This is a genomic window from Algoriphagus algorifonticola (genome assembly GCF_007655305.1).
GTDB classification, from domain to species: domain Bacteria; phylum Bacteroidota; class Bacteroidia; order Cytophagales; family Cyclobacteriaceae; genus Algoriphagus; species Algoriphagus algorifonticola.
Genome location: NZ_VLOG01000012.1, coordinates 60,217 through 83,567 on the forward strand (window position 1 = coordinate 60,217; position 23,351 = coordinate 83,567).

Here is a 23,351-nt window from a genome sequence, read left to right on the forward strand (position 1 = left end):
AATCAACTAAATACCACAATTAAGGGGCAGGTACATCTGCCCCTTGTTTTTCCATCGTAGGTTTCTGTACATTTACCAACCGTGATGAAAGTCAAGCAGCGATATGTTCAGCCATCGATTTAAATTTATTTTTCCAGGATTATTAGGGGTTTATTCTTTCTTGAATATCCTTATTCTTGATGGTGATAGATTGTATCAGGCTGCATTGCCGGAGGCCCAATTATTTTCACTTATCCTGGTACTTTGTTACGCTGTTTGGTTGATTAATTGGAGTTTAGAGAGCTTTTTTTCTTATTCATTCAAAAATTTTCATCCGCTATTAGCTCAATTTTTGGGAAGTTTTGTTTTGGTAGCTGGATTAGCGGCACTTTCAGTACAAACCACCTCTTTTTTATTTGGAGGACCTTTTGGTAACTCGCTACCGAATTTTCTGCTGACTCTCGGTTTTTTATTTAGAATTAACCTCTTCCTAAATTGTATCAACGCGATTTATTTTTTCTTTAAAAAATTTACTGAGAAAAAACTAGAAGCAGACAAGTTAAGATTGCTGTCTACTGAAGCCAAATTAGAATCCCTCAATTCACAATTAAATCCTCATTTTTTCTTTAATAATCTCAGTGCCCTTTCAGTTTTGATCCATCAGGACGTGGGGAAAGCAGATCAATACCTTCAAAAATTGAGTGCTACCTATCGATACATTCTTCAAAACAAGGTATCAGAACTAGTTAATTTAAAAGATGAATTAGTCTTTCTGGAGGACTATATAGAGCTTTTGCAAATTCGATTTCAGGATTCACTCAGCTTTAATTTTTCAATTTCTGAAAAAGCAAAAAACAAATTGATTCCACCAGCCGTACTCCAATTGCTGGTAGAAAATGTGGTTAAGCATAATTATTTCACGAAAAAGGAGCCATTGATTGTTCAGATTTCTGCGGATGATCAAAGTATCAGTGTTGGAAATGTGAAGCAATTGAAAGAAGCCGTGGAGGATTCTACGGGAATTGGCCTCAAAAACATTTCCGATAGATATAGGTTTTTAAATCAGTCCATTAGGATTACCGATCAGAAAGACTGGTTTGAAGTAGTTTTACCATTGTTAGAGACCCATGAGGATACTTTTAGTCGAAGACGAGCCTTTAGCTCAAGACAGAATCAAATCGATCCTTGAGCATCATTTTCCATCTTGGACTATTCATTCTGCTGTACAAAGTATCAAGGAACTACGGGAAGAGTTAAAAAGTCCTGATGCTTTTGATATCATTCTTTGTGATATCCATCTTGCTGATGGTTTGAGTTTTAAAGCTTTCGAAGGGAGGGAAATTGCTCATCCAGTCGTGTTTATCACAGCCTATGATCAATATGCACTGCAGTCTTTTGACCATAATTGTATAGACTATGTACTTAAGCCTATTGACGAAAACAGGATGGTTCTGGCTTGTCAAAAAGCTGAAAAACTCTGTGTTTCAAATTCGGGTTTGAACTTAAACTCAAAATTGATAGATAGATTAATAAGGTACTATAATTCAAATTCTTATAAAAAAAGATTTTTGGTGAAAATTGGAGATAAATTCAGTTTTATTTCCAGCGACAAAATAGCTTATTTCTATTCGGAAGAAGGGATTACCTATGTCGTAGAAATAGGCTCTTCTTCCCGATATATGATAGATCACAGCTTGCAAGAACTTCAGGATGTTTTATTGGATCCTCAGCAATTTTATAGAGTCAATCGATCCATTATTATAAATCTGGATGGCCTGATGGAGATCAAACCGTATCTGAATGGTAGGCTTGTTTTATCTTTAAATGCCCGAAGCGAGGCTGCTATCGTTGTGGCAAGAGAAAGGGTGAGTGAGTTTAAAAATTGGATCAATCAATAACATGTTGACAAAAATATTTTTTCTTTTTATCGCTATTCTTTTGATTTCGAATCTAGCCCATAGTCAGGTAATAGAACGTCCAGCCTATGATTCTTTGAAAAGAACTATCCTTGCTCTGGATCAAGAAGTCTATGAAGTGAAACTGAATTTACATCAAGCTCAAAGCCAACTGAAAACCGGGATTTTTGTAGCCACCATGGGATATACAATCACCATTATTGGTGGTCAATTATTAGGGTCTAATCCTGATTTGGGAAAGTCACTCCTATATGTGGGAGGAGCCACAGGTATCGCCGGAACTTTTGTTCTAGTCAAAGGATTTAAAAAGCTCTCTTTAAGAGCTCCTGATCCTCCTTTGGGTATTAGGTAGTGAGCTCCTCTGAAGGGCCTTCAGGTACTACCATTATCACCGATTCTCTATCTACCATGACTGCACCTGGAGCAAGACCTTTCACCTTTCTTACAAACTTTGCTTCAGTGTAAATCACTGGAGCCAAGCTTTCAGTTTTGTATTTTGAATAATAGGCTGCTAAAGAAGCCGCTTTTTCAAGCACTTGATTGGGGACTTTCTCCTTGCCCTTTGTTCTGATGACAACGTGTGATCCCGGAACCTGCCTTGCATGCAACCATAAGTCATCTTTGTGAATATAGTTTCTCAGCATTTCATCATTATCCTTGGCAGATTTACCCACCCAGATAGGGAAACCGGCATATTCGAATTGCCTAAAAGGAAGACTGACACTATCTTTTTGGAGGGACTTATCTTCTTTATTTGATTTTTTAAAATCCTTTAAATCTCTAAAACCATCCAGGTTTTCCAACTCAAAGAGCTTGGTTTCCAATTCCTCCTTTTTTACTTTTTTAGAAGCGATAGCCTGTTCAATCTGGTCTAATTCAAGCTGCCTATTTTTACTTTTTCTGTAAAGGTTTTCAGCATAATCTTGAAGTTTCTGATTGGGTTTTAGCTTTACTTCGACTTCTTCTCCTGAATAAAAATTGGTAAAGCGATAGGTTAATTGACCTGGCTTAAACTCATGAATATGAGCCATTATTACATCAGCTAATTGAGAAGGAGGGGCGGCTTGAATCAATGCCTCCAGCTTCTCTTGAGATTTTTTGATATAGCTTTCAGTTTTCTTGAGTTCATCCCCATATTTCTTCAGCAAAGCCCTCTTTTCTTTTTCAAAAGAGCCCACGACCATGGCTTTATAAAAAAGCTCATTCAATGCATCTACGGGGTTGGCGAAGGTTTTTTGGATATTGGAATCAGGGAGCAAGGTCAAATAGACCTCCTCCTCTTTTTGAACCAAGCAAAAAAGCGGGCTGTCGAGCATGTCCAACAACTCCTGCATGAGTGCCCACTTTTGATTTATCGTTGCCTGTATATATCCCCGCTCTTTCAACCATTCCCGAGGAATCTTCCCGAGAGTTGGCAAAAACTGAGAAGCATTGCCTTCAAGCCTGAAAAATTGTTCTTGACTTAAATCCAAAGTCTTTTCTAAATCGGGCCAGTATAGACTTTTATCTTCTACAAATTCATTTCTGAAAACTCGAATGGGTAGCTTATTCCCAGATTGATAATGAAGCACATTACTTCGATTTCCATGCAGTTTAAACAACAAAGTTCCTCCAGACTCCAATTCCAATCTAAAAGCCCTTTCATAGCTTAATACTTTGCAGGAACTGATCTTTTCTCTTATTAACTCTGGAAAAAGGTCTACCGAATTCCTTTTAGCTCTTTTATAATCTTCAGGAAAAGCAAAATAAATCTGAGGAGGTAAAAAGTGCGCCCGGATGTACCGATGATTTTCTCCTGATTCAGCTTCTATAACCAATTCATCTTTGCTTTGAGAAAAGCAGGAGATAATGGTCATTCCTTTCAATTCCTGCTCAAGTTCAGGGCAGAGGTATTTAAGAAAATGATAATTGAGATGCATTAGTCCAAAGTTAACTCTAATCCATCGTAGGCCAGATGAATTCCTTTAGGAAGCTCTTTCTCAACTTCAGCATGGAGTCCCAGTTTATGGGAAATATGGGTAAAATAAGTGTTTTTCGCTCCGAGACTTTCTGCCATTTCTATTGCTTCGTCCAAAGTAAAGTGGGAAATATGGGGCTTTTTTTGAAGGGCATTGAGGACGATGGTCTCAGAGCCTCGGATCAAATCAATAGATGAATCGGGAATGTGATTGGCATCTGTTATATAGGTAAAATCGCCGATTCTAAACCCTAAAACTGGTAATTTATAATGTAAAACCGGAATAGGAGTGATGGTAATGCCTTCTATGGTAAAGCTTTGTTCATCAATTTCTATGGTTTCAACCTGAGGGACTCCCGGATATTTTTGACTGGAAAAGATATAAGAAAACTCCCTACGAATTTGATCCAGCACTTGAGCTCTTGCAAACACTGGCATATCTTTTTGCTGGGCAAAATTAAATGGTCTAATATCATCCAGACCAGCGGTGTGATCCTTATGCTCATGGGTAAATAGTACGGCATCTAAAGTGCTTATGCCACTTTGAAGGATCTGAGATCGAAAGTCTGGACCCGTGTCAATTACCAAACTCAGTTCGCCCACTTGTATGTGAATAGAGGACCTATATCTTTTATCCCTAAAGTCCAAAGATTTACAGACCGGACATGAGCAGCCAATGACTGGCACTCCCTGTGAGGTTCCTGTTCCTAAAAATCGTACTTTCAAAATTTTAATTGGGTTTGTTGCAATTCTTTTAAGAAATCCTGAACGGACTTCTCTTTAAAATCCTGAGGATTGAATTGAAGTTCCCCTAAAATGTCGATCAATGCATTAATTTTCCCTTCTAGCGGGAAATATTTGTTGACAATGACGATTTTGGTGTCTTTTAATACACAATAGCCTGATTTAAAGCTCCCTTTTTCGTAGCGCAAAACGTAGTCTGATGCTGCGAATAAGTTTTCGAGCTTATCTAAAAAATGCTTTGTGTATTTGACAGCCATTTAGCTTAGGAATTTTTTCACCGTAGCCAAAACCTGATCGTAATCAAGAGGTTTTTGAATAAAGTCATCAAAACCGGCCTTTCTGAAATCATCATGAGTCATGTTGTGGATATTTCCAGAGATGGCAATGATAGGCAGTTTGGATTTTTTCTCATCTGCCAATTCACGGATTGCTTTGGTGCAAGCGATTCCATCCAAGACCGGCATGCTGATATCCATCAAAATAAGGTCGAAATCCTCCTTGGCTAAAAGATCCAAAACTTGCTGTCCATTTCGGGCTGCTGTCATTTGGTAATTTTCAAATGCCAATACATTTTTCGTCAGGTTGATAATGACTGAACTGTCTTCACCTACCAAAATTTTCTTGTCTGCATTCATAACTCAAAAATAGTTGCTTGATTTAAATATTGTTTGAAAGATTGTATTTCTTCTTCTAATTGATTCAGTTGGTCGGGGATTTCTTCTAAAGATCCTTTTCTACCGGATAGTTCAAGAGTCTGTGCCGCAAGAAATATTCTATTGGCCCCAAGGGTGCCCGAGTTGCCTTTCAAAATATGAATAGAATTGCTCAAATCCTCTAAATTTTTGCTTTCATATGCAATCTTTGATTTTTTTATCAGTTGATCGCACTCCTGCAAAAAGTCAAGATATACCTGTTTGATCATTTCTGGGTTGTTGTATTTTGTCAATTGCTCAAAAACTTCTCGGTCCAGAATATTTTTTTGGAGTGTTTTTTCTGTGCTTTCTTCCTCCGGTAAAGTTTTTGAGTCCAGGGTGTTTTGAATCAAGTTTAGAAATTCTCTTGGCCTTATCGGCTTGACCATAAACTCATCAAAACCTTGAGAAAGGAAGGTTCCCCGATCTGATTCATCTGCATAGGCCGTGATTGCAATAATCGGACAATCAGCTAATTCGCGCGATCTGATTAGCTTCATGGCGGAAATGCCATCTAATTCCGGCATCTGAATATCCATTAAAATCAGGTCGAAACTCTGATATTTTAATTTCTCCAATGCTTCCAGACCATTCCTTGCAGTTTCACAATACCAGGATTGACTGATGAGATTTTCGAAAAGCTTTCTATTGAGATCATTATCATCAACGATCAGGATGCTTTTGCTTTTCATTCCTTTACTTTAGAATTTTACATCAAATCAAATCCTCAGGACTTGTCTGAAATACCTACATTAATTTTGGTTGTTGGCCCCACTGCAGTTGGGAAAACTAACCTTTGTTTAAAGCTAGCTAAATTTTTCAATACCGAAATCATTTCTTGCGATAGTAGGCAATTTTATAAAGAAATGAACTTAGGTACTGCAAAACCTACCCCGGATGAACTGGCTCAGGTTAAGCATCACTTGATTGATTCGCTGTCTATTGAAGATGTATATGATGTGAAGAAATTCGAGCAGGATGCTATGAATATTTTAACTCAACTCTTCAAAGAAAAAAAAGTCGTCATTATGACCGGTGGTTCAGGCTTATTTGCCGACGCCATCACAGAAGGCTTGGATGAAATGCCGGAAGTTGAATCCGAAATCAGAACTCAAATTATCCAAGAGTATGAAGAAAGAGGTATAGAATTTTTGCAGGAAGAGGTCAAAAAAGCAGATCCTGAATATTTTGAAACTGTCGACAGGCAAAATCCCCAAAGACTTATGCGAGCCTTGGAAATCTGGAGGGGCACTGGCAAGAAGTTTTCTTCATTCAGGGTAAAGCAAAAGGTGGAAAGACCCTTTCAAACCATTAAAATTGGACTGAATCGGGATAGGGAGGAATTATACCAAAGGATTGACCAACGCATGGAGGAGATGATCTGGGCAGGTTTATTTCAAGAGGCAGAAAGCCTTTTCAAAAAAAGACATTTGAATGCCTTACAGACCGTAGGTTACCAAGAAATATTCTCCTACATGGAAGGTGAATATGATAGGGAAGAAGCTATCCGCTTATTAAAAAGAAACTCCCGCCGATATGCCAAGCGTCAATTGACCTGGTTTCGACGGGATTTAACTATTCACTGGTTTCATCCTGATCAAGAATCAGAAATCATCCAGTGGGTTCAAACTAGATTGTCTGAAAACCACTGATTTTTGCCACCCAATTGTAAGGTGCTTTTTTGATCAGTTGATTGTATTGAATCCGATTATACTTTAGCTCTCTGACTACCTTTAAGGCATCTTTTATTTTGGATTTTTTTTCGTCTGATTCTTTCAGTTTTTCCAAAATCACATCTGGATCTACTAAACTACCTGCAGTTAGTTGAAACTCAGGAAAGGCCAAGCTTAATTGAGTAAGCAACTCTTTTTGAAGGTTGAGTTTCCTTTGTAAGGAAGTTTTAACGGTTAAGAAAAAAAGGAGACAAGCGCCTCCTACAGTCAGAAATAAAGGGATATAGCCCATTTTAGATACTTAAGATTTCTATCAGTTTCAAATGATCTTCAATCAGTGGTTTGGTTTTACCAATGCAGTCTCCAAATGGAGTGTAAACAACCTGCTGATTCATCACTCCGGCCATGCAGTTCACTTCTCCTTTCAACAGACCTTCTACAGCTGCCATTCCACATCTACTTGCTAAAACTCTATCTCGGGCCGTAGGGTTTCCACCTCTTTGAATATGTCCTAAAGTGGTCACCTTAAATTCCTTGGTAGTGTCCTTGATTTTACTTTTAACTTTCTGCATAATCTCCTCGGCATTCCCTGCATCATCTCCTTCTGCTACTACGATAATGCTGGAAGATTTAGTCTTCCTGAGGTTTTTCAAGGACTTTACCACTCCTTCTATATCAGTAGCAGTCTCCGGAACCATCACGAATTCCGCTCCGCCTCCGATACCCGATTCCACAGCAATAAAGCCTGCATCCCGTCCCATCACTTCTATGAAAAAGATTCTATCATGAGCAGCAGCAGTATCCCGAATCTTGTCGATTGCTTCCAAAGCGGTATTAACCGCAGTATCAAATCCTATGGTGTAATCTGTTCCATAGAGATCGTTGTCTATAGTTCCTGGACAGCCGATAGTTGGTATCCCAAATTCTTCGAAGAAAATTTTTGCACCTGTAAATGTTCCGTCTCCTCCGATTGCGACAATTCCTTCAATTCCATGTTTCATCAGGTTGTCATAGGCTTTTTTTCTGCCTTCCGGAGTTCTAAATTCCTTTGATCTGGCAGATTTAAGAATGGTTCCCCCACGCTGAACAATATTACTTACAGAGTAGGAATGCATGCGTTTGATATCACCCTCAATCATTCCTTCATATCCGCGATAAACTCCGTAAACTTCCAGTCCTTTAAAAATAGCTGTTCTGACAACAGCTCTCACACAGGCATTCATTCCTGGACTATCACCTCCTGAAGTAAAAACGGCAATTTTTTTCATGTTTTCTGTATTATCTAAAAGGTCAATAAAACCAATCTTTCGATAGAATTCCCATGGGGGAAAATCTTAGATCGTCTAGTTTTAATAAAATAGGTTTTTAAGCCCCGCAAAAATAGGGATTAAAGGAGGAAAGCCGTAGTTTCTGGGATGAATTAAGTGGAAAATTTTATCTATGGAATGAAATCATATTTTTGAATTGTAAACCCAAAATCAAATGAATAGACGAACTCTTCCCCTTGCGGATTTCCAAATACCTGAAATTTCTTTAGGCTGTATGTCTCTTCCTGAAAAGAAGAATGAAGGCATAAAAATCATTCAGGCTGCGATTTCTTCAGGAATCAATTTATTGGATACGGCTGATTTGTATCAAAGAGGCTTTAATGAGGAAATGGTGGGAGAGGCCATTCAAGACCGCAGAGATCAGGTGCTTTTGGCAAGCAAAGTCGGCAACGAATGGAGAAAGGATGGCTCTGGGTGGGATTGGAACCCCAAAAAAGAATATATTCTTAAAGCCGTAGATGCCAGTTTGGCTCGTTTGAAAACGGACTACATAGACTTATGTCAGCTTCATGGAGGCACGATTGAGGATCCTTGGGATGAGACCTTAGAGGCCTTTGAAATTTTAAAGAAGGAAGGAAAAATCCGGGCTTTTGGGATTTCCTCCATTCGGCCCAATGTTATCCGAAAAGTGATGGAGTTAAATCCTCCTGCCAGCATTATGATGCAATATAGCCCTTTGGATAGGAGACCTGAGGAGGTGGTTTTTCCTGTTTTGGAACAAAGTGAAATCCGGGTTCTGGTAAGAGGGGCATTCGCAAAAGGCTTATTGATAGATAAGGAATCCTCTGATTTCTTGAGTTATCATGCTGAAAAAGTAAAGGCTATGAAGGACTTTTTAAATTCATTCGTCTATTCAACCGAGTCCTTGTTGATTCGCTTTGGCTTAAGCCAAAAGGCAGTTGCATCTTTGGTCATTGGGGCTAGTTCAGTAGGCCAGGTTGAAAAAATGTTGAGAGCCTACGAAGAAGGGATGCAGATAGAGGAAGACTTTATCCAGGCAATTCGAAGGAAATTACCCGCTAATCATTATCAAGATCACCGCTGATCAATTTCTTCTATACAGGATTTTTATTTCCCTTAATTTCAAGATTGAAAATCAACCACCCATAGATACCTATGATTAAAAATATTTGCTTGCTACTTCTGATAGCTTTTATCGCTTGCAGTCCCAAAGTTGAAACAGAATTGGATCGCTGGGAAGCCCGAGCTGCCCAAGTGGAAATAATTCGGGATGACTTTGGAGTTCCTCATATTTACGGAGAAACCGATGCTGATGCGGTGTTTGGACTGCTTTACGCTCAATGCGAAGATGATTTTAGAAGGGTTGAGCGAAATTATGTATGGGCAACAGGAAGATTAGCTGAACTGGAAGGAGAAGAGGCAATTTTCTCTGATTTGAGAGCCAATTTGTACATGACAGAAGAGGAAGCTAAGGCTGCTTATGAAACAGCTCCGGATTGGTTGAAGGAATTATGTGTGGCTTTCGCAGATGGCATAAATTACTACCTACATACACATCCAGAAGTTGAGGCTCAGGTAATTACTCATTATGAACCATGGATGCATTTATTCTTTTTTGAAGGTTCCATAGGTGGAGACATCGAGCAGATACCTCTAAAAGGAATTCGGGAATTCTACGGAAAAGAAATCAGTGTACCTGTTTTGGAGGCAGTTGCTGAATGGAAAAGCCCTGAGGCTTTGGAAGAACCTGCGGGATCGAATGGAATTGCAGTTGCCGGGGAACTGACAGAGTCAGGAAATGCTATGCTGCTTATCAATCCCCATACCTCATTTTATTTCAGACCAGAGGTGCATGTTGTATCTAAAGAGGGTTTGAACGCCTATGGAGCTGTGACCTGGGGTCAGCTTTTTGTTTATCAGGGATTTAATGAAAAAACCGGTTGGATTCATACTTCCACCCGAGTTGACTTTATCGATGAATTTGTAGAAGAAGTACTCCAAAAAGAGGATGGTTCACTGGTTTATCAATATGGAAATGAAGAAAGACCGGTGGAAGTAAAGCAAGCGACAATTAAGTATAAAACAGCCGAGGGGATTAAAGAGAAAACCTTTGACTTCTATAGAACCCATCATGGCCCGATCACTCACGAAATGGATGGAAAATGGGTGGCAACCAAAATCAATTGGGATCCTGTTCAGGCCTTGATTCAAAGTTTTACCCGAACCAAGTTGAATAATTTTGCAGAGTTTAAGGATATGATGAATATCCGTACCAACTCATCCAATAACACTGTTTTTGCTGATGCAGAAGGGAATATCGGCTATTTCCACGGGAATTTTATTCCCAAAAGAAATCCTGAATTTGACTTTTCTGAACCCGTAGATGGATCTAATCCAGCTACAGACTGGCAAGGCTTACACACGGTGGATGAAAGCATTGTGATCCTCAATCCTGAAACGGGCTGGATTCAAAACTGTAATTCCACACCTTACACAGCAGCAGGTGAATATTCTCCGAAAAGGGAAAATTATCCTATTTACATGGCTCCTGATCAGGAAAATTTCCGAGGCATTCATGCAGTTAAAGTTTTGAAAGAGGCTAAAAATTTGACATTGGATTCATTTATAGAATTGGCACATGATCCTTATTTACCTGCCTTTGAGGCTTTGATTCCTGAATTGGTTGCGGCCTATGAAAAAGTAGGTTCTAAGAATAAAGAGGCGATTCAAGTGCTTAAAGCATGGGATTTCCGTACGAGTAAGGAATCAGTGGCTATGTCTCTGGCTCATTTTTATGGGATGAATTATGCGCGAAATGTAGGTTCATTGAATCGCTTCATCGACGATCCATCAATTAGTGGGGAATATTCTAAGCCTAGCGACAATCAAGTCGTGGAGGCTTTTGATCAAACTATTGAGGAAATGAATGCAGATTTCGGATCTTGGAATACCCCTTGGGGCGAGATCAATAGATTTCAAAGACTTTCAGGCGCTATTGATTTGAAGTTTGATGATGATAAACCATACATTCCTGTAGGAATGGCTTCAGGAACCTGGGGAGCTTTGGCAGCTTATGGAGCAAGAAGTACAGAAGATACAAAGCGATTATATGGATATAGAGGGAATAGCTTTGTAGCTGTAGTTGAATTTGGTAAAAAGGTAAAAGCTAAAAGTATTTTAGCAGGAGGTCAAAGTGGGGATCCTAATTCGCCTCATTTTACCGATCAGGCGCAGCGTTATGCTGATGCAAATTGGAAAGATGTGGCGTATTACCAAGAAGATGTTGAAGCTAGAGCAGAAGAGCGGTATAATCCAGGGAAAAGGAAATAATTGTATTGACGAAAAAAGCTCATGTCAATTCGGGCAAGGTCGATGGGTTCTCGACTTCGCTCGAACTGACATTTTATTGAAAAATATATCCGATTTTCTGTCTGTAAGAAAACTGAGGTGCATAAAAGAAGCACAGCAGATCAATTCAACCAAGCTTCGGTCAACTGTCTTCGGTCTCCATAATCGATGAGCAAAGGAGATTTGGCTACTAGCAAGATTCTGGATATTGATATAACCCGGTTTTACTCTCCTTTCTTGAAATCCATACTGACCGAATTGATACAATAGCGAATTCCTCCTTGATCTTTTGGGCCATCCGGGAAACGGTGACCTAAATGTGATCCACAATTTCCACAGAGAATTTCTTCTCGAATCATAAAATGTGAATAGTCCATCTGAACATCTATTGCCTCTGGGCGGATAGGTTCTGTGAAGCTAGGCCAACCACAGCCGCTGTCATACTTTTTCGAAGAGTGAAAAATCTCATTATTGCAGACCTTACACTCGTAAATGCCAGTGTCCTTGTTTAGGTAATATTGTCCCGTAAATGGCCTTTCTGTTCCCTTTTCTCTAAGCACATGATAGGACTCAGGATCTAGTTTATTTTTAAGTTCCTCTTCAGAGAATTGAACCGGATATTCTTTTTTATTTTTCTTGCTCATAGATTTCTATTTAGAATTCTAACCCATCTAATACCAAAGAAGTTTATCTGGGCTTTAATATGAGAGGCTCCTCTGTGCTTTTGATGATGTCCTTTTTATCCATCAACTGATATCGGTATTTCCCTTTGGCGTAAAGATTCGCCTGATCTTTATAGTGTTTGCTAAAACGATTCCCACTTTGACCTGTGGGAAGTACAGAAAGCGATTTTTGAATATTTTGAAAATCTATCAAAATCCGCATAGCCGGTCCAGAGGTAACCCTGTAAATTCCTTCTCCATTTAATTTGAAGGCCAGTTTATTGACTGCTTCATCATTGGCTGGAATCGGATCAGTTTTAACATTGAATATCTTGTCCAGCGGTTTTTTACTTCCTAAAGGGTGGGGATGCTCTGCGATTATTACCTTCTTCCAGTCCCAGTCATCTATATCTTTTCCTAATTGATCGCTAAGCTCATCCAGCGTAATCTGCAAGCTATTGGCAAATATGTCTTTTGCATTTTCTTTTTCGGGGGTTTGTATATCATCCCACCAAGGGCTTCCTATGTTTTTGATAAAGGGAAGGTTGGATCGAATCATCATAAATGTGCCCAGATAATTTTCAAAGCCAACTTTCCCCAGCTCATCTTCCATTGAAAGGCGAAGTGTATGGTATAACCATTTGTAATAAATAGTTGGAGTCGGGGAGTTTAACTCATGATTTCCGTCCCATTGGTTTAGAAGCTCTCGAGCTTTTTCTCTTCCTTGAAAATCAAAGTCCGGGATTTGATCCAGCATGAATTGGGCGATTTGAGAGTGGTCTGTATTGATCACTTCAAGCTGGACCGCTTTTACATCATCCAAGGTCCAATCATTTTTGGATTGAATAGCCTCAGCGATTCTTAGCCATCTTTCACCGGGATAATAATAGCCAGGAAAAAATACGCCATTTCTTAGGGTGTCAGGTTGATTATTAGCTGAGGCAACAAATCCCGAAGGAGGATTGATACTCATTGGGTTCATGCTGAAAGGGTACCAGCCCTGAGGCATGATTTCGGGATCTGAGCCATTTGCAAAAATCTTGGAATCTACTTTTTCAGATCGGATAGGCAATTTGGCAGCAGCCCACCAAGCGATATTGCCCAAACTGTCACCATACATGATATTCAAACCAGGCGCATGAATGAGCTCTGCGGCATGAGCTACATCCTGCATAGATTTGGCATGATTTATCTTGTAAAGTGACTCTAATGCTCTTGTGGGTTCTGAAGTATATACCCACCAAGAACTAACAGGATTTTGTGTCAAAGAGGCGATTTCAGAAACTACCCCATTCATGATGGGACCATGAATTGTTTGACGTATTTCAAAATCTACCGGGTCTTGCCCTTTTACCGGGATTTGATCTTTGAGTATAGTAAAGGGAAGAAATTCATCTCCATATCTGTATTCATTGGGATTATTGGGATTCAATTCTACTTCAAAAAAGTCCTGATCATCGTTTTCAAACATGGTCAAGCCCACGCTGTGAAACAAGGAATGTCCAACCAGACCAAAAGGAACACCGGCCAGGTGATTTCCATAAAAATTAAAACCAGGATATTCCAAATGCGCTTCATACCAAACAGATGGAGATGAGAAGCCAATATGGGTGTCATTAGCAAAAATGACTTTTCCGCTTTTCGTTTTAGATCCAGAAATGACCCAACCATTGGAACCTTCCAAAAGAGGAACAGGAAGTTTTTCTAGCATGGATATAAGCCCGCTGCCCGAAGTAGACTTAAGAGAATCAGGATAATGATTTGGGATTACATGGTGTTCCGGAAGTGTATGAACGGATAATGCTTGAAGGTAATTTTCACCGAGTTTTCTGCTCATTTCAGTAATCAATGGATCAGTCTTGACTGCCATGGCAAAAGTAAATGACATATAACCTAAAATAGAGTGAACATCATTGATAGTGAATTCCCGGGGCTTTTCTCCCAAAAGGGTATATTCTACAGGTAAAGTACCTTCCTGAATAAATTGATTTATTCCAGCTATATAGGCTTCAGTGGCTTTTTTCCAAGGAGAATCAGGTTGAGAGTTCCAAAAGTCAGTGGAGCTTTGAGCATGCTCAGGAATTCCCAGCGTTCTGAAAAACTGGTCTATTTCCAATAAATCCGGTCCTAAAAATTCGGCTAAGGTTCCAGTTCCGACTCTTCTCATCATCTCTAACTGAAATAGCCGATCTTGAGCATGGAGGTATCCAAGAGCCGTGTATGCATCAGCTTGGTTTGAGGCATAAATATGAGGGATTCCGTATTGGTCGAAGTAAACAGTGGTTTCTTCATTTAACCCTTGGATTGTAATCTCCCCTTCATATTGAGGAGTATGCAATGCTGTAAAAACCAATGCACCAATTGCTAAAATAAGAAGCAAAATGCCTAATACGATTCCTGTTTTTCTCATGTGTCAAAATTTTAGAAAAGATAATTGAAATAAAAATTGAAATCTGCCTCAGGTAAAAGAGATAAAGAAATACAGTAGAAATAATTAGAAATACGCCTTCGGCGAAATAGATAAAGAAATACAATGGAAATAATTAGAAATACGCCTTCGGCGAAATAATAGAAAAGATACCTTTTAAGATAATTTTAAGATATGCCTTCGGCGAAATACGGATCAATTCCCCCTTTGGAAGTGTAAATTCAATTCAGGATGATAGCTATATGTAAAGGGGGAAAGGGGGATTTAGAAGTAAAGCTTTATTCAAGGAAAATACCGTAGAAATAATTTGAAATATGCCTTCGGCGAAATATTTAGAAGATATTTTTCAAGATATGCCTTCGGCGAGAAAAACCTCCGATCGTACTCGGATCGTAAGCTCCATAGGAGCGTACTATGTAGTAGCCAGGGGTTTTAACCCCTGGTTTCATTATGCAACGCCTTTACCCAGCGCTGGCCCTATTTCTTCTTTTGGAAATGGGGCTTTGTGCCAGCAAGACAGAACGAGATTTTATTTTTATCGGATAGAAAATCCAACGATAAAGCCTCGGAATTACTCCCGATTCTTGTCGTTGATCTGAGGGGCACTCTTCAAGAAATTATCAAAATATGCCTTCGGCAAATAGCCAAAAAAAGCATCGAAATATATCCACGGCTAAAAAATTAAACTTTTGACCTAATTAAAGACCTTCTGGCTTTTGGTATGGTTGATAAATTTATAAAAATAGATACTCCCTAATCCATAGCAGAGGATATCCCAATAATCAGAGGTATAGGTAGATGAATATCTTGGTAACAAAAACTCAAATACTATGGAGACATACACAAATGCAACCAAAACCTGAGGCTTAGAAAAGCTGAAAAGCTCCTTTTTAGGATGAATCCACTGATATATTTGAAGGGTTATTCCGAGTATAACAGGCATTGCTAACAAATCATCAGCATAAGAGGAAAGGAAACCGCTTGAATGCCAACCCATGACTCTTTCAAAAAACTGGTTAGTCCAAAATAATATCACAGGAATAAAAAAGAATGGATTTTTGATCACTTTCATTATCCGGGGAGCGCTGCAATTAACCAAAGGATGAAGGTAATGATAGCCATATATATGGTATAAAAGAAGTTTCCGATCTTTTTGAAAGTTTTGACCAAATCAGAATCATCTTCCTTGATGTGAAACATCCAGTTTTCTTCATTGGATTTCTTATCAGCCTCTCGTTTTTGTTGATTTTCGAGGTCTTTGCCTCCCAATGGTTTGCCGCAATGCTGGCAAGTATCTGTAAGATTCTGATTCCAATCCGACCATTGCCCACAATGGGGGCATTTCTTCTGTCCCATAAAAAATAAAGTTTAAAATTAAGCTACATCTTCAATCGCCTGCAAAATGATGCTACAGGCACCTTTTATTTCTTCTTTAGTTATTACCAATGGTGGGGCGATTCTCATAGAATCATCACAAAACAGAAACCAATCTGTAATCACACCCAATTCGATTGCTCGATCAATAATTGGTTTTAGAACTTCAAAAGATTCAAACTCAACGGCCATCATCAAGCCTTTGTTTCGGATACCTTTGATTTTGGGGTGAATGAGTAGTTTTTTGAAAAGCGCTGCTTTATCCTCTACCTGAGCGATCAAATTTTCTTTTTGTAAAATCTGAATAGTGGCTAAGGATGCAGCTGCGCTTACTGGGTGCCCACCAAAAGTAGTGATATGACCCAGCAAAGGATTATTCTTAAAAACTCCCATCACCTCTTTGTTGGCTATAAATGCTCCGATCGGCATTCCACCTCCCATACCTTTGGCACAAACAACTATATCTGGGACTATATCAAAATGCTCAAAAGCCCAGAATTTGCCGGTTCTGCCAAAGCCAGCCTGAATCTCATCCAAGATCAATAATGCTCCTACTTCATCACACTTTTTCCGTAAAGCCTGAAAATAATTTGTACAGGCTACTCGAATTCCGGCTTCTCCTTGGATGGTTTCTACGACTACTGCAGCAGTATCCGAATCAATTTTCTCCAGATCTGCATAGCCACCATACACTATATTGGTAACTCCAGGTAAAAGAGGTCTATACGCTCTTTTGAAAATTTCATTTCCTCCTATACTCAGCGAACCATGAGAACTCCCATGATAGGCATTGATGCAGGAGAAAAGCTTTTTTTTGCCAGTGTATCTCTTGGCTAACTTGAGGGCTCCTTCAATTGCCTCCGATCCACTGTTTACAAAATAGACATTGTCAAGCTGATCCGGTAAAGTGTCACAAAGTGCCTTGGCAAGTAGGGTTTGGGGAGTTTGAACATATTCTCCATAAACCATCAGGTGGAGGTATTTGTCCAGTTGATTTTGGATGGCTTCCAACACTTTGGGGTGCCTATGCCCCACATTACTGACTCCGATTCCTGAAATCAGATCAATGTATTTTTCTTGGTTGGGGCCATATAGGTATACTCCCTCCGCCTTTTCCACTTCTATCATCAGTGGGAAATCTGTGGTTTGGGCGAGATGGGATAAAAATAATTGTCGGTTATTCATGATTTACTTATCAGAAACTCGAGAATCTGAAGAAAATTCCCAAAGGAAGCTTTTTCTCAAATTTATCCTGCAGATATAATTCTCCGTGCTCTGGGTTTTTCACTTCTCCGAAATTGGATTTGATCAGGTTGACAGCGATCAAAGAAGAAAAACTGAGTGAATACATATTTAAGAGCAAGAAATGATCTTTGGGATCTAAGATTTCTGCGCAGGTTTTCAGCATTTCGTTGATTTGCTCTTCCAATACCCATTTTTCTCCTTCTGGTCCTCTGCCATAGGCTGGAGGATCCAAAATAATTCCCTGGTATTTGTTTCCTCTTCGGGCTTCCCGTTTGATAAACTTCATCGCATCATCCACAATCCAGCGGATTCCATCCAGCTTAGAAGCCTCCATATTGTGTCTAGACCAGGTCACTACTTGCTTGACTGAGTCTAAATGGGTGACATCTGCTCCCGCAGCTTTGGCTGCCACAGAAGCAGCTCCGGTGTAGGCAAAAAGATTGAGAACTTTTGGGTTTTTTACAGGAGAGCGTTTGATAGTGGAGAAAATATAATCCCAATTGACAGCTTGCTCTGGGAACAGGCCAATGTGTTTAAAGGAAGTTTGGGCAAGATTTAGCTTGATATCCAAACCTTCCTCATTTTGATAGCCGATTTGCCAATTGTGAGGCATTCTTTTTAATTGCTCCCAATGGCCTTTTTCAGGGTTGTTTTTTTCTTTTGCAAAGTGGGCATGTGCTAATTTCTTCCATTCGGAATCCTCCATGCTTTTATCCCAAATAGCCTGCGGTTCGGGTCTGCTGACAATAAACTCTCCGAAGCGTTCCAATTTCTCAAAGCCTCCTGTATCAATCAGCTCGTAATCTTTCCAAACTCCGGGACTAAGGGATAAAATTCTGTCTTGCATAGCTAGTTATTTGAGCGAGCAAAAATAGGGAAATTATAGCAGACCCAAATTCGCCAGGGATTCCTCACTATATTCCCAAAGAGCTCGGGCATTTTCAGCATTTAAGGAAGCGGAATTAGATGATTTAGGCTTCTTTCTGACGTAATAAGCTCCGTTTTTGAGTTCTTCTGAAGGTATTTTTGCTAAAAAAATACTGGTTTGGGCTCCTTTCTTGGCTGAAATAAAAAATAATTGAGTTGCCCGAATGATCATCTTGCTGATTGGGTCCGTTTCGGATCCGAATGCTGTTTTGACTGCTCCAGGATGCAATGAGAAAGAAGAGATGCCTTGCTCACTAAATCTTTTTTTTAATTCTTTAGTGAATAGAATATTATAAAGTTTTGCCTGACAATAGGCTGAGAAGATATTTCCGGATTTTTTGAGACTTGGGTCTTCAGTATTAAAACTTGCGATTCTATGAGCCTCTGAACTCACATTGATAATTTTCGCTTTGCCTTTGACCAGGGCATTTTCTACTAATTTAAAGAGGAAAAAATGTCCCAGATGGTTGACAGCAAAAGTCATATCGAAGCCATCCTCTGTCTTTTTTCCAGCAGGAAACATGCCGCCTGCATTATTGATCACAACATGGATTTCAGAGTAATTTTCCTGAATATAAGATCCGGCATTTTGAACGGATTTCATGGAAGAAAGATCCATTTCTACCCAGTCTAGCTTTTCGGTTTTTGGGAATTGACTGGCTAACCTTTGGGCTTTTTCCATATTTCTTACCGGTAAAATAAATCGGTCAAAATGGGGATAAAGTACTTTTAGAGTTTCTAGTCCAATTCCGGATGTGCTGCCTGTTAAAAGTAAATTCATATAGTATTTTTCTAAGACTACTCAAAAAGTACTCTCTTGGTTTTCAGTTTACTGTAGAGTTGACAATATACAAAAATGTTATGCATGCAGAATTTTTGTAATTTTAGCCTTATTTTCCCAATCTAAGCGAATTAATCCTAACCCTATTGAATAGCATTTGGCTATGTCGAAGAAATTTATTGATATAGAAAAGGCAATTGCCTCCAAAAACCCATCTTTATTGAAATGGATGCCTGGTTTTGTGCTCTCCTACATCAAACGTGTCACGCATGAGTCTTGGATGAATGGGATCATGGACCGCATTGGGCACTTGAAAGGACTTGATTTTGTCAATGCATTGATAGAGGAGTTTGAGATGGAAGTAGAATTAATAGGAGAGGAAAAAGTACCCAGAGAAGGAGGCGTGATCATCGCTGCGAATCATCCTTTGGGTGGAATGGATGGAATTGCACTGATGTATGCCTTGGGTAGAATCCGAACTGATATCCGCTTTTTGGTGAATGATCTATTAATGACCTTCGATAATTTCAATCCAATTTTTGTCCCTGTCAATAAGCATGGAAGGAATTCTCAAGAAACTTTGGATAAAATTGAAGAGGTATATTCCAAAGATTTTGCTGTGCTAATATTTCCGGCAGGATTGGTTTCCAGAAAAATAGACGGAGAAATAAAGGACTTGCAATGGAAAAAGAGTTTCATCGCCAAGTCAAAAAAATATAAAAAAGATATACTTCTAAGCTTTATTGAGGGGGGAAATTCAAAATTCTTTTACAATTTAGCTAACTGGCGAAAGAAACTTGGGATAAAGGCAAATCTGGAGATGTTTTATCTTGCAGATGAAATGTATAAGCAAAGGGGTCAAAAAGTTAAGATTCGAATTGGTGAAAGAATCAAATATCAAACCTTTACCGATGAGAAATCTGATGCTCAATGGGCTGATCAAATGAAAGAAAAAGTGTATGAACTCGGATCGAAAAATGCATAAAGAGGCTGAAATTATTCCTGCAGTGAGCACGGAGTTGATTAAGGCTGAATTAAGGCCTGAAAGATTCATTCGTTACGCAAACAATGGAAACAATCTGGTTTATTTGGTTAATTACCACAATGCACCTAATGTGGTCCGAGAAATCGGCCGTTTGAGAGAATTGACCTTTAGAGCAGCAGGAGGAGGGACAGGCCTAGCATTGGATCTGGATGAAAATGACACTTGTGAAAACTGCTATGATCAACTAATTACCTGGAGCCCCGAAGATGAAGAAATTGTGGCTGGATATCGTTTAATCCATTGTAAAAAAGCCATTAATTCATCTGGGAAAATCAATTTGTCCACCACTCACTTATTCGATTTTTCTGAGAAATTTATTTCTGATTATTTGCCTTACACTATTGAGTTGGGACGCTCTTTTGTTCAGCCTAAATATCAGCCAAGCATTGATAATAGAAAAGGAATTTTCAGCTTGGATAATCTATGGGATGGGCTTGGAGCTGTGGTTTTATTGAATCCTGACGTAAAATATCTATTTGGCAAAGTGACCATGTATCCGCATTACAATAGAGAAGGAAGAGATCTTTTGCTGAGATTTATGAATCATTATTTCCCAGATAAAGAAAATCTAGTCAGTCCCAAACCTGAGTTAAGACTTACTTATGAAACCGAATTAGGAACAGGTCCAAATATTTTTGAAGGCCTAGACTATAAAGAGGGCTACAAACTTCTCAATTCCAGGATTAGAAATTACGGAGAAAATATTCCTCCTTTGATCAATACTTACATGAATTTGTCTCCTACCATGATGACTTTTGGTACGGCTCTGAATGATGAGTTTGGAGAGGTAGAGGAAACAGGAATTCTAATCACATTAAAAGATATCTATGATACCAAAAAACATAGACACATGGATACCTTTGAAAGAGACAGAGTTTTAGGAAGTAGAAATGGGCAAAGCTAAAAAAACATTAATCGTAGGTGCTACTCCGAATCCTTCCCGATATGCATTTGTAGCGGCAGGAATGTTTGATGACAGAGATATGGAATTTATCCCCATTGGAATCAAAAAAGGAGAACTTTTTGGAAAGGAAATTCTGGATTTGAGACAAAAGCCAGCTTTAGAAGATATTGATACGATCACTTTATATATTGGACCGGATCATCAAGAAGAGTGGATTGATTATTTGCTTTCACTCAATCCTAAGAGAATCATTTTTAATCCAGGAACCGAAAACCCTGAGTTTTTTCAGGCAGCAAAAAAGCAAGGTGTGGAGGTGACCCCAGCATGTACTTTAGTTATGCTTAGTACTGGTCAGTATTAGAGATTTTTTTGAAGAAATTATCCATATACAAAATATGTGGAAAGGAAATTAGGGAGATTAATACGAAAAATAAAAGCAGTAATTCCTGAGATTCTAAAAACCTAAGACCCAAAAATAGGATAAGGCCAATTCCTATGAAACTCAAAATTGAGAAGGGGAGGAGTTGAATTAGAAATTTTTTAAAGCCCCGAAATTTGGGGAATTTTTCCAGAAATCGGTATTCGACCATCATACTTGGAACAGCATGCCAGAACCCAAAATAAATAATAAATGAAACAAGCAATGGGCTAAAGTATAAAAGTAGGGGCAGTACAGTTAAATCGATCAAATCAGCTTTACTGAACCCAATTTTCAGATATAATTGAATTGATAAACTACTGACCAAAAATACGCTTATAATGAGAATTTGATAATCATAGAATCCCTCAACAACTAAAATAGGAGCTAAGATTGATTGGGTCATTTCAAAATCTCCAAAGAGAATCACAGACAGCATTAACAATCCCCTGCTGCAGTATAACAAGGAGTTTAAAAGTCTATTATTAGCAAATTCTCGCTTGATAAAGTGAGTTTGTCCAAAGTGATAGGCGGACATAAGTAGAAATGCAGCTAGGGCGATTTTGGGTACTATATACCAAATCAAAAGATAAGCTGCAATCAATGATAAGTAGTTGATTAAAAACCTAATAAGGCTTTTTTGGTTGGTATGAGGATTGGATGTCAAATGGTCTATTGCTCCGTGAGGGATTCCGGCTGTAAGGAGTATTAGTAGAAAAATCCCATAATCCAAGATAGGAAGGTCAAATGAGAAAAGTGCATATACACAGCCTATGCCCAAGCCCAATATTTTGAAAATGTCTTCAATGCTTCTCATAATTCATGAGGCTTTTGATGAAAATTGGAAACCGTAGTCGGCTAAGCAATTTAATTTCTTGAAAAAGACTAGTTTCTTCTCCCAAGAATTTCATGACCAAATCAGTTTCATTCCTTTTAAACAAATCCTCGAAAATTCCTTTGAGTTCATGGGGCCATCTATGGGCGATATTGAGTAGGATATTATCATAAAAGCGAAATCTGGCAGGAGACTTTTCGGTTTTAATGTTGTTTTCACCATTCACTAGCTGATTGACAAGTGATTGAGCTCTCTTTTGAATGGTGTGGAATGTATAACCTGTAGATGCCTTAGTCCATCCCGCTTTGGTACCGATAGGAATGATCCGTTTTGAAAAATCGGGGGCTTTTATTTGAGTTGTCATTGGAATAACTCCTTTTTCCTGAAAAGTGATTTCATAAGCTATTCCACTAAATTTTTCCTCCAGATATTCTTTGATTTTTGCGTTTAAGTTTTCTTGACTTATATCCTGTCGACTGTAGGCGGTATACTCTATCAAGGCTGATTTGGAATGATAGGGTAGAATGTAAAAGAAATCAAATAGACCCTTTTCACTGTGGGTCCACTCCATCATCGTGAAGGTTGATTTATCAAAAATGTTTTGATCAGTTTCGATTTTCCATCCAGCAAAGATCTGTTTTAGAGCTTTGGAACCTAGGTGATCCGAATCTGTAAGTCTGGAATCGAAAATATAATTTCCTTGATAGATAGTATCATTTGAGGTGAATACTTCTACTGAATTTTCTTTTTCAATGATTTGATTGACAGTATTTTGTTCATGAGTCACGTTGGGGTGAGATTTTAAAAAAGTATAAATGTGTTCAAAAAAATCTCTAGAATTTAAATGGAAATACTGTAGGTTTTCCATTTGATGAGTTGCCTTATCATAATTGGAACTCAAGCTAAGTTGGTTCCAGGAATGAATTGCGTTTCTTGGGTGAATTGGTAAAGGCTTTTCAGCCCAATAGCACCAAGTTTTATCCGGTATCTGACCCATATTTGGGTCTAGAAGTAATATTTTTGAATTTTTCAACGGACTGTTGAGTAGGTGATACACCATACTAAGTCCGGCACAACCCGCACCTGCAAATATGAAATCGTAGTGCTTCATGAGAAGAAAAGAGCCGCCCGAAA

At 38.8% G+C, this 23,351-nt stretch carries 25 protein-coding genes; 9 read left to right on the forward strand and 16 right to left on the reverse strand.

The features are described 5' to 3' along the window. Positions 1-103 precede the first annotated feature (103 nt). The 3 genes from FL972_RS02325 to FL972_RS02335 are packed head-to-tail and all read left to right on the forward strand — an operon-like array spanning position 104 to position 2,247. Complete coding sequence (locus FL972_RS02325; protein WP_144603098.1) at positions 104-1,168, forward strand: sensor histidine kinase; 1,065 nt, start codon at positions 104-106, stop codon at positions 1,166-1,168. Then, a complete protein-coding gene (locus FL972_RS02330) occupies positions 1,107-1,877 on the forward strand; it encodes a LytR/AlgR family response regulator transcription factor (RefSeq protein ID WP_144603101.1) in 771 nt (256 codons plus the stop codon). Before FL972_RS02325 ends, FL972_RS02330 begins: the two co-directional genes overlap by 62 nt. Before the next feature lies 1 nt (position 1,878). Further along, positions 1,879-2,247, forward strand: a complete 369-nt coding sequence (locus tag FL972_RS02335; RefSeq protein WP_250161267.1) for a hypothetical protein — start codon at positions 1,879-1,881, stop codon at positions 2,245-2,247. On the opposite strand, the gene FL972_RS02340 is transcribed toward FL972_RS02335, so the two are convergent. Genes FL972_RS02340 through FL972_RS02360 form a run of 5 tightly spaced genes read right to left on the reverse strand, consistent with a single transcriptional unit; the run spans position 2,240 to position 5,980 of the window. Then, entirely contained in the window at positions 2,240-3,814 is a 1,575-nt protein-coding gene (locus tag FL972_RS02340; RefSeq protein ID WP_144603105.1) for an NFACT RNA binding domain-containing protein, read from the reverse strand. The two genes, FL972_RS02335 and FL972_RS02340, sit on opposite strands and share 8 nt — an antisense overlap. Further along, complete coding sequence (locus FL972_RS02345) at positions 3,814-4,578, reverse strand: MBL fold metallo-hydrolase (protein ID WP_144603109.1); 765 nt, start codon at positions 4,576-4,578, stop codon at positions 3,814-3,816. The genes FL972_RS02340 and FL972_RS02345 overlap by 1 nt, the downstream gene beginning before the upstream one ends. Next, on the reverse strand, positions 4,575-4,853 hold the full coding sequence (locus tag FL972_RS02350) for a hypothetical protein (RefSeq protein WP_091649833.1): 279 nt from the start codon (positions 4,851-4,853) through the stop codon (positions 4,575-4,577). The genes FL972_RS02345 and FL972_RS02350 overlap by 4 nt, the downstream gene beginning before the upstream one ends. Then, positions 4,854-5,231: a response regulator gene (locus FL972_RS02355; RefSeq protein WP_091649836.1), complete on the reverse strand. Its 378-nt coding sequence runs from the start codon at positions 5,229-5,231 to the stop codon at positions 4,854-4,856. Next, positions 5,228-5,980: a response regulator gene (locus FL972_RS02360; protein ID WP_144603113.1), complete on the reverse strand. Its 753-nt coding sequence runs from the start codon at positions 5,978-5,980 to the stop codon at positions 5,228-5,230. The genes FL972_RS02355 and FL972_RS02360 overlap by 4 nt, the downstream gene beginning before the upstream one ends. Before the next feature lie 42 nt (positions 5,981-6,022). Here FL972_RS02360 and miaA point away from each other — a divergent pair, with 42 nt between their 5' ends. Continuing rightward, positions 6,023-6,940, forward strand: coding sequence for a tRNA (adenosine(37)-N6)-dimethylallyltransferase MiaA (gene miaA / locus FL972_RS02365; protein WP_219959142.1), 918 nt, complete (start codon positions 6,023-6,025; stop codon positions 6,938-6,940). Here the strand turns inward: miaA and FL972_RS02370 are convergent. Continuing rightward, entirely contained in the window at positions 6,918-7,253 is a 336-nt protein-coding gene (locus FL972_RS02370; protein WP_144603117.1) for a hypothetical protein, read from the reverse strand. The two genes, miaA and FL972_RS02370, sit on opposite strands and share 23 nt — an antisense overlap. Before the next feature lies 1 nt (position 7,254). Further along, on the reverse strand, positions 7,255-8,229 hold the full coding sequence (pfkA, locus tag FL972_RS02375; RefSeq protein WP_144603120.1) for a 6-phosphofructokinase: 975 nt from the start codon (positions 8,227-8,229) through the stop codon (positions 7,255-7,257). A 214-nt stretch (positions 8,230-8,443) separates the two neighbouring features. On the opposite strand from pfkA, the gene FL972_RS02380 reads away from it, so the two are divergent. Together FL972_RS02380 and FL972_RS02385 are read left to right on the forward strand one after the other, a co-directional pair. Continuing rightward, a complete protein-coding gene (locus tag FL972_RS02380; RefSeq protein WP_144603123.1) occupies positions 8,444-9,334 on the forward strand; it encodes an aldo/keto reductase in 891 nt (296 codons plus the stop codon). A 71-nt stretch (positions 9,335-9,405) separates the two neighbouring features. Further along, on the forward strand, positions 9,406-11,580 hold the full coding sequence (locus tag FL972_RS02385; RefSeq protein WP_144603126.1) for an acylase: 2,175 nt from the start codon (positions 9,406-9,408) through the stop codon (positions 11,578-11,580). A gap of 242 nt (positions 11,581-11,822) precedes the next feature. On the opposite strand, the gene msrB is transcribed toward FL972_RS02385, so the two are convergent. From msrB to FL972_RS02420, 7 genes are all read right to left on the reverse strand, one after another. Continuing rightward, complete coding sequence (gene msrB / locus FL972_RS02390) at positions 11,823-12,242, reverse strand: peptide-methionine (R)-S-oxide reductase MsrB (protein WP_144603131.1); 420 nt, start codon at positions 12,240-12,242, stop codon at positions 11,823-11,825. A gap of 43 nt (positions 12,243-12,285) precedes the next feature. Continuing rightward, a complete protein-coding gene (locus FL972_RS02395; protein ID WP_144603134.1) occupies positions 12,286-14,670 on the reverse strand; it encodes a penicillin acylase family protein in 2,385 nt (794 codons plus the stop codon). Positions 14,671-15,382: 712 nt separating this feature from the next. Beyond that, positions 15,383-15,760, reverse strand: a complete 378-nt coding sequence (locus FL972_RS02400; RefSeq protein ID WP_144603137.1) for a magnesium citrate secondary transporter — start codon at positions 15,758-15,760, stop codon at positions 15,383-15,385. Next, on the reverse strand, positions 15,760-16,044 hold the full coding sequence (locus FL972_RS02405) for a hypothetical protein (RefSeq protein ID WP_144603140.1): 285 nt from the start codon (positions 16,042-16,044) through the stop codon (positions 15,760-15,762). The genes FL972_RS02400 and FL972_RS02405 overlap by 1 nt, the downstream gene beginning before the upstream one ends. Before the next feature lie 18 nt (positions 16,045-16,062). Beyond that, positions 16,063-17,247: an aspartate aminotransferase family protein gene (locus tag FL972_RS02410; protein ID WP_144603143.1), complete on the reverse strand. Its 1,185-nt coding sequence runs from the start codon at positions 17,245-17,247 to the stop codon at positions 16,063-16,065. A 10-nt stretch (positions 17,248-17,257) separates the two neighbouring features. Next, positions 17,258-18,154 carry a class I SAM-dependent methyltransferase gene (locus FL972_RS02415; RefSeq protein ID WP_144603148.1) on the reverse strand — a complete coding sequence of 299 codons (897 nt, stop codon included), beginning with the start codon at positions 18,152-18,154 and terminating at the stop codon, positions 17,258-17,260. Between the two features lie 33 nt (positions 18,155-18,187). After that, positions 18,188-19,015, reverse strand: coding sequence for an SDR family NAD(P)-dependent oxidoreductase (locus tag FL972_RS02420; protein WP_144603153.1), 828 nt, complete (start codon positions 19,013-19,015; stop codon positions 18,188-18,190). A gap of 163 nt (positions 19,016-19,178) precedes the next feature. Between FL972_RS02420 and FL972_RS02425 the strand changes: the two genes are divergently transcribed. From FL972_RS02425 to FL972_RS02435, 3 genes are read left to right on the forward strand one after another with little or no spacing between them, the layout of a single operon-like run. After that, a complete protein-coding gene (locus FL972_RS02425; RefSeq protein ID WP_144603158.1) occupies positions 19,179-20,000 on the forward strand; it encodes a 1-acyl-sn-glycerol-3-phosphate acyltransferase in 822 nt (273 codons plus the stop codon). Continuing rightward, positions 19,993-20,964, forward strand: a complete 972-nt coding sequence (locus FL972_RS02430) for a GNAT family N-acetyltransferase (RefSeq protein WP_144603228.1) — start codon at positions 19,993-19,995, stop codon at positions 20,962-20,964. The genes FL972_RS02425 and FL972_RS02430 overlap by 8 nt, the downstream gene beginning before the upstream one ends. Then, the gene (locus FL972_RS02435) at positions 20,951-21,325 is read left to right on the forward strand and encodes a CoA-binding protein (protein ID WP_144603163.1); all 375 of its coding nucleotides are present in this window, start codon (positions 20,951-20,953) and stop codon (positions 21,323-21,325) included. Before FL972_RS02430 ends, FL972_RS02435 begins: the two co-directional genes overlap by 14 nt. On the opposite strand, the gene FL972_RS02440 is transcribed toward FL972_RS02435, so the two are convergent. Beyond that, positions 21,306-22,199, reverse strand: a complete 894-nt coding sequence (locus FL972_RS02440) for a Brp/Blh family beta-carotene 15,15'-dioxygenase (protein ID WP_144603168.1) — start codon at positions 22,197-22,199, stop codon at positions 21,306-21,308. The two genes, FL972_RS02435 and FL972_RS02440, sit on opposite strands and share 20 nt — an antisense overlap. Continuing rightward, positions 22,186-23,328: a lycopene cyclase family protein gene (locus FL972_RS02445; protein WP_144603173.1), complete on the reverse strand. Its 1,143-nt coding sequence runs from the start codon at positions 23,326-23,328 to the stop codon at positions 22,186-22,188. The genes FL972_RS02440 and FL972_RS02445 overlap by 14 nt, the downstream gene beginning before the upstream one ends. Positions 23,329-23,351 lie beyond the last annotated feature (23 nt).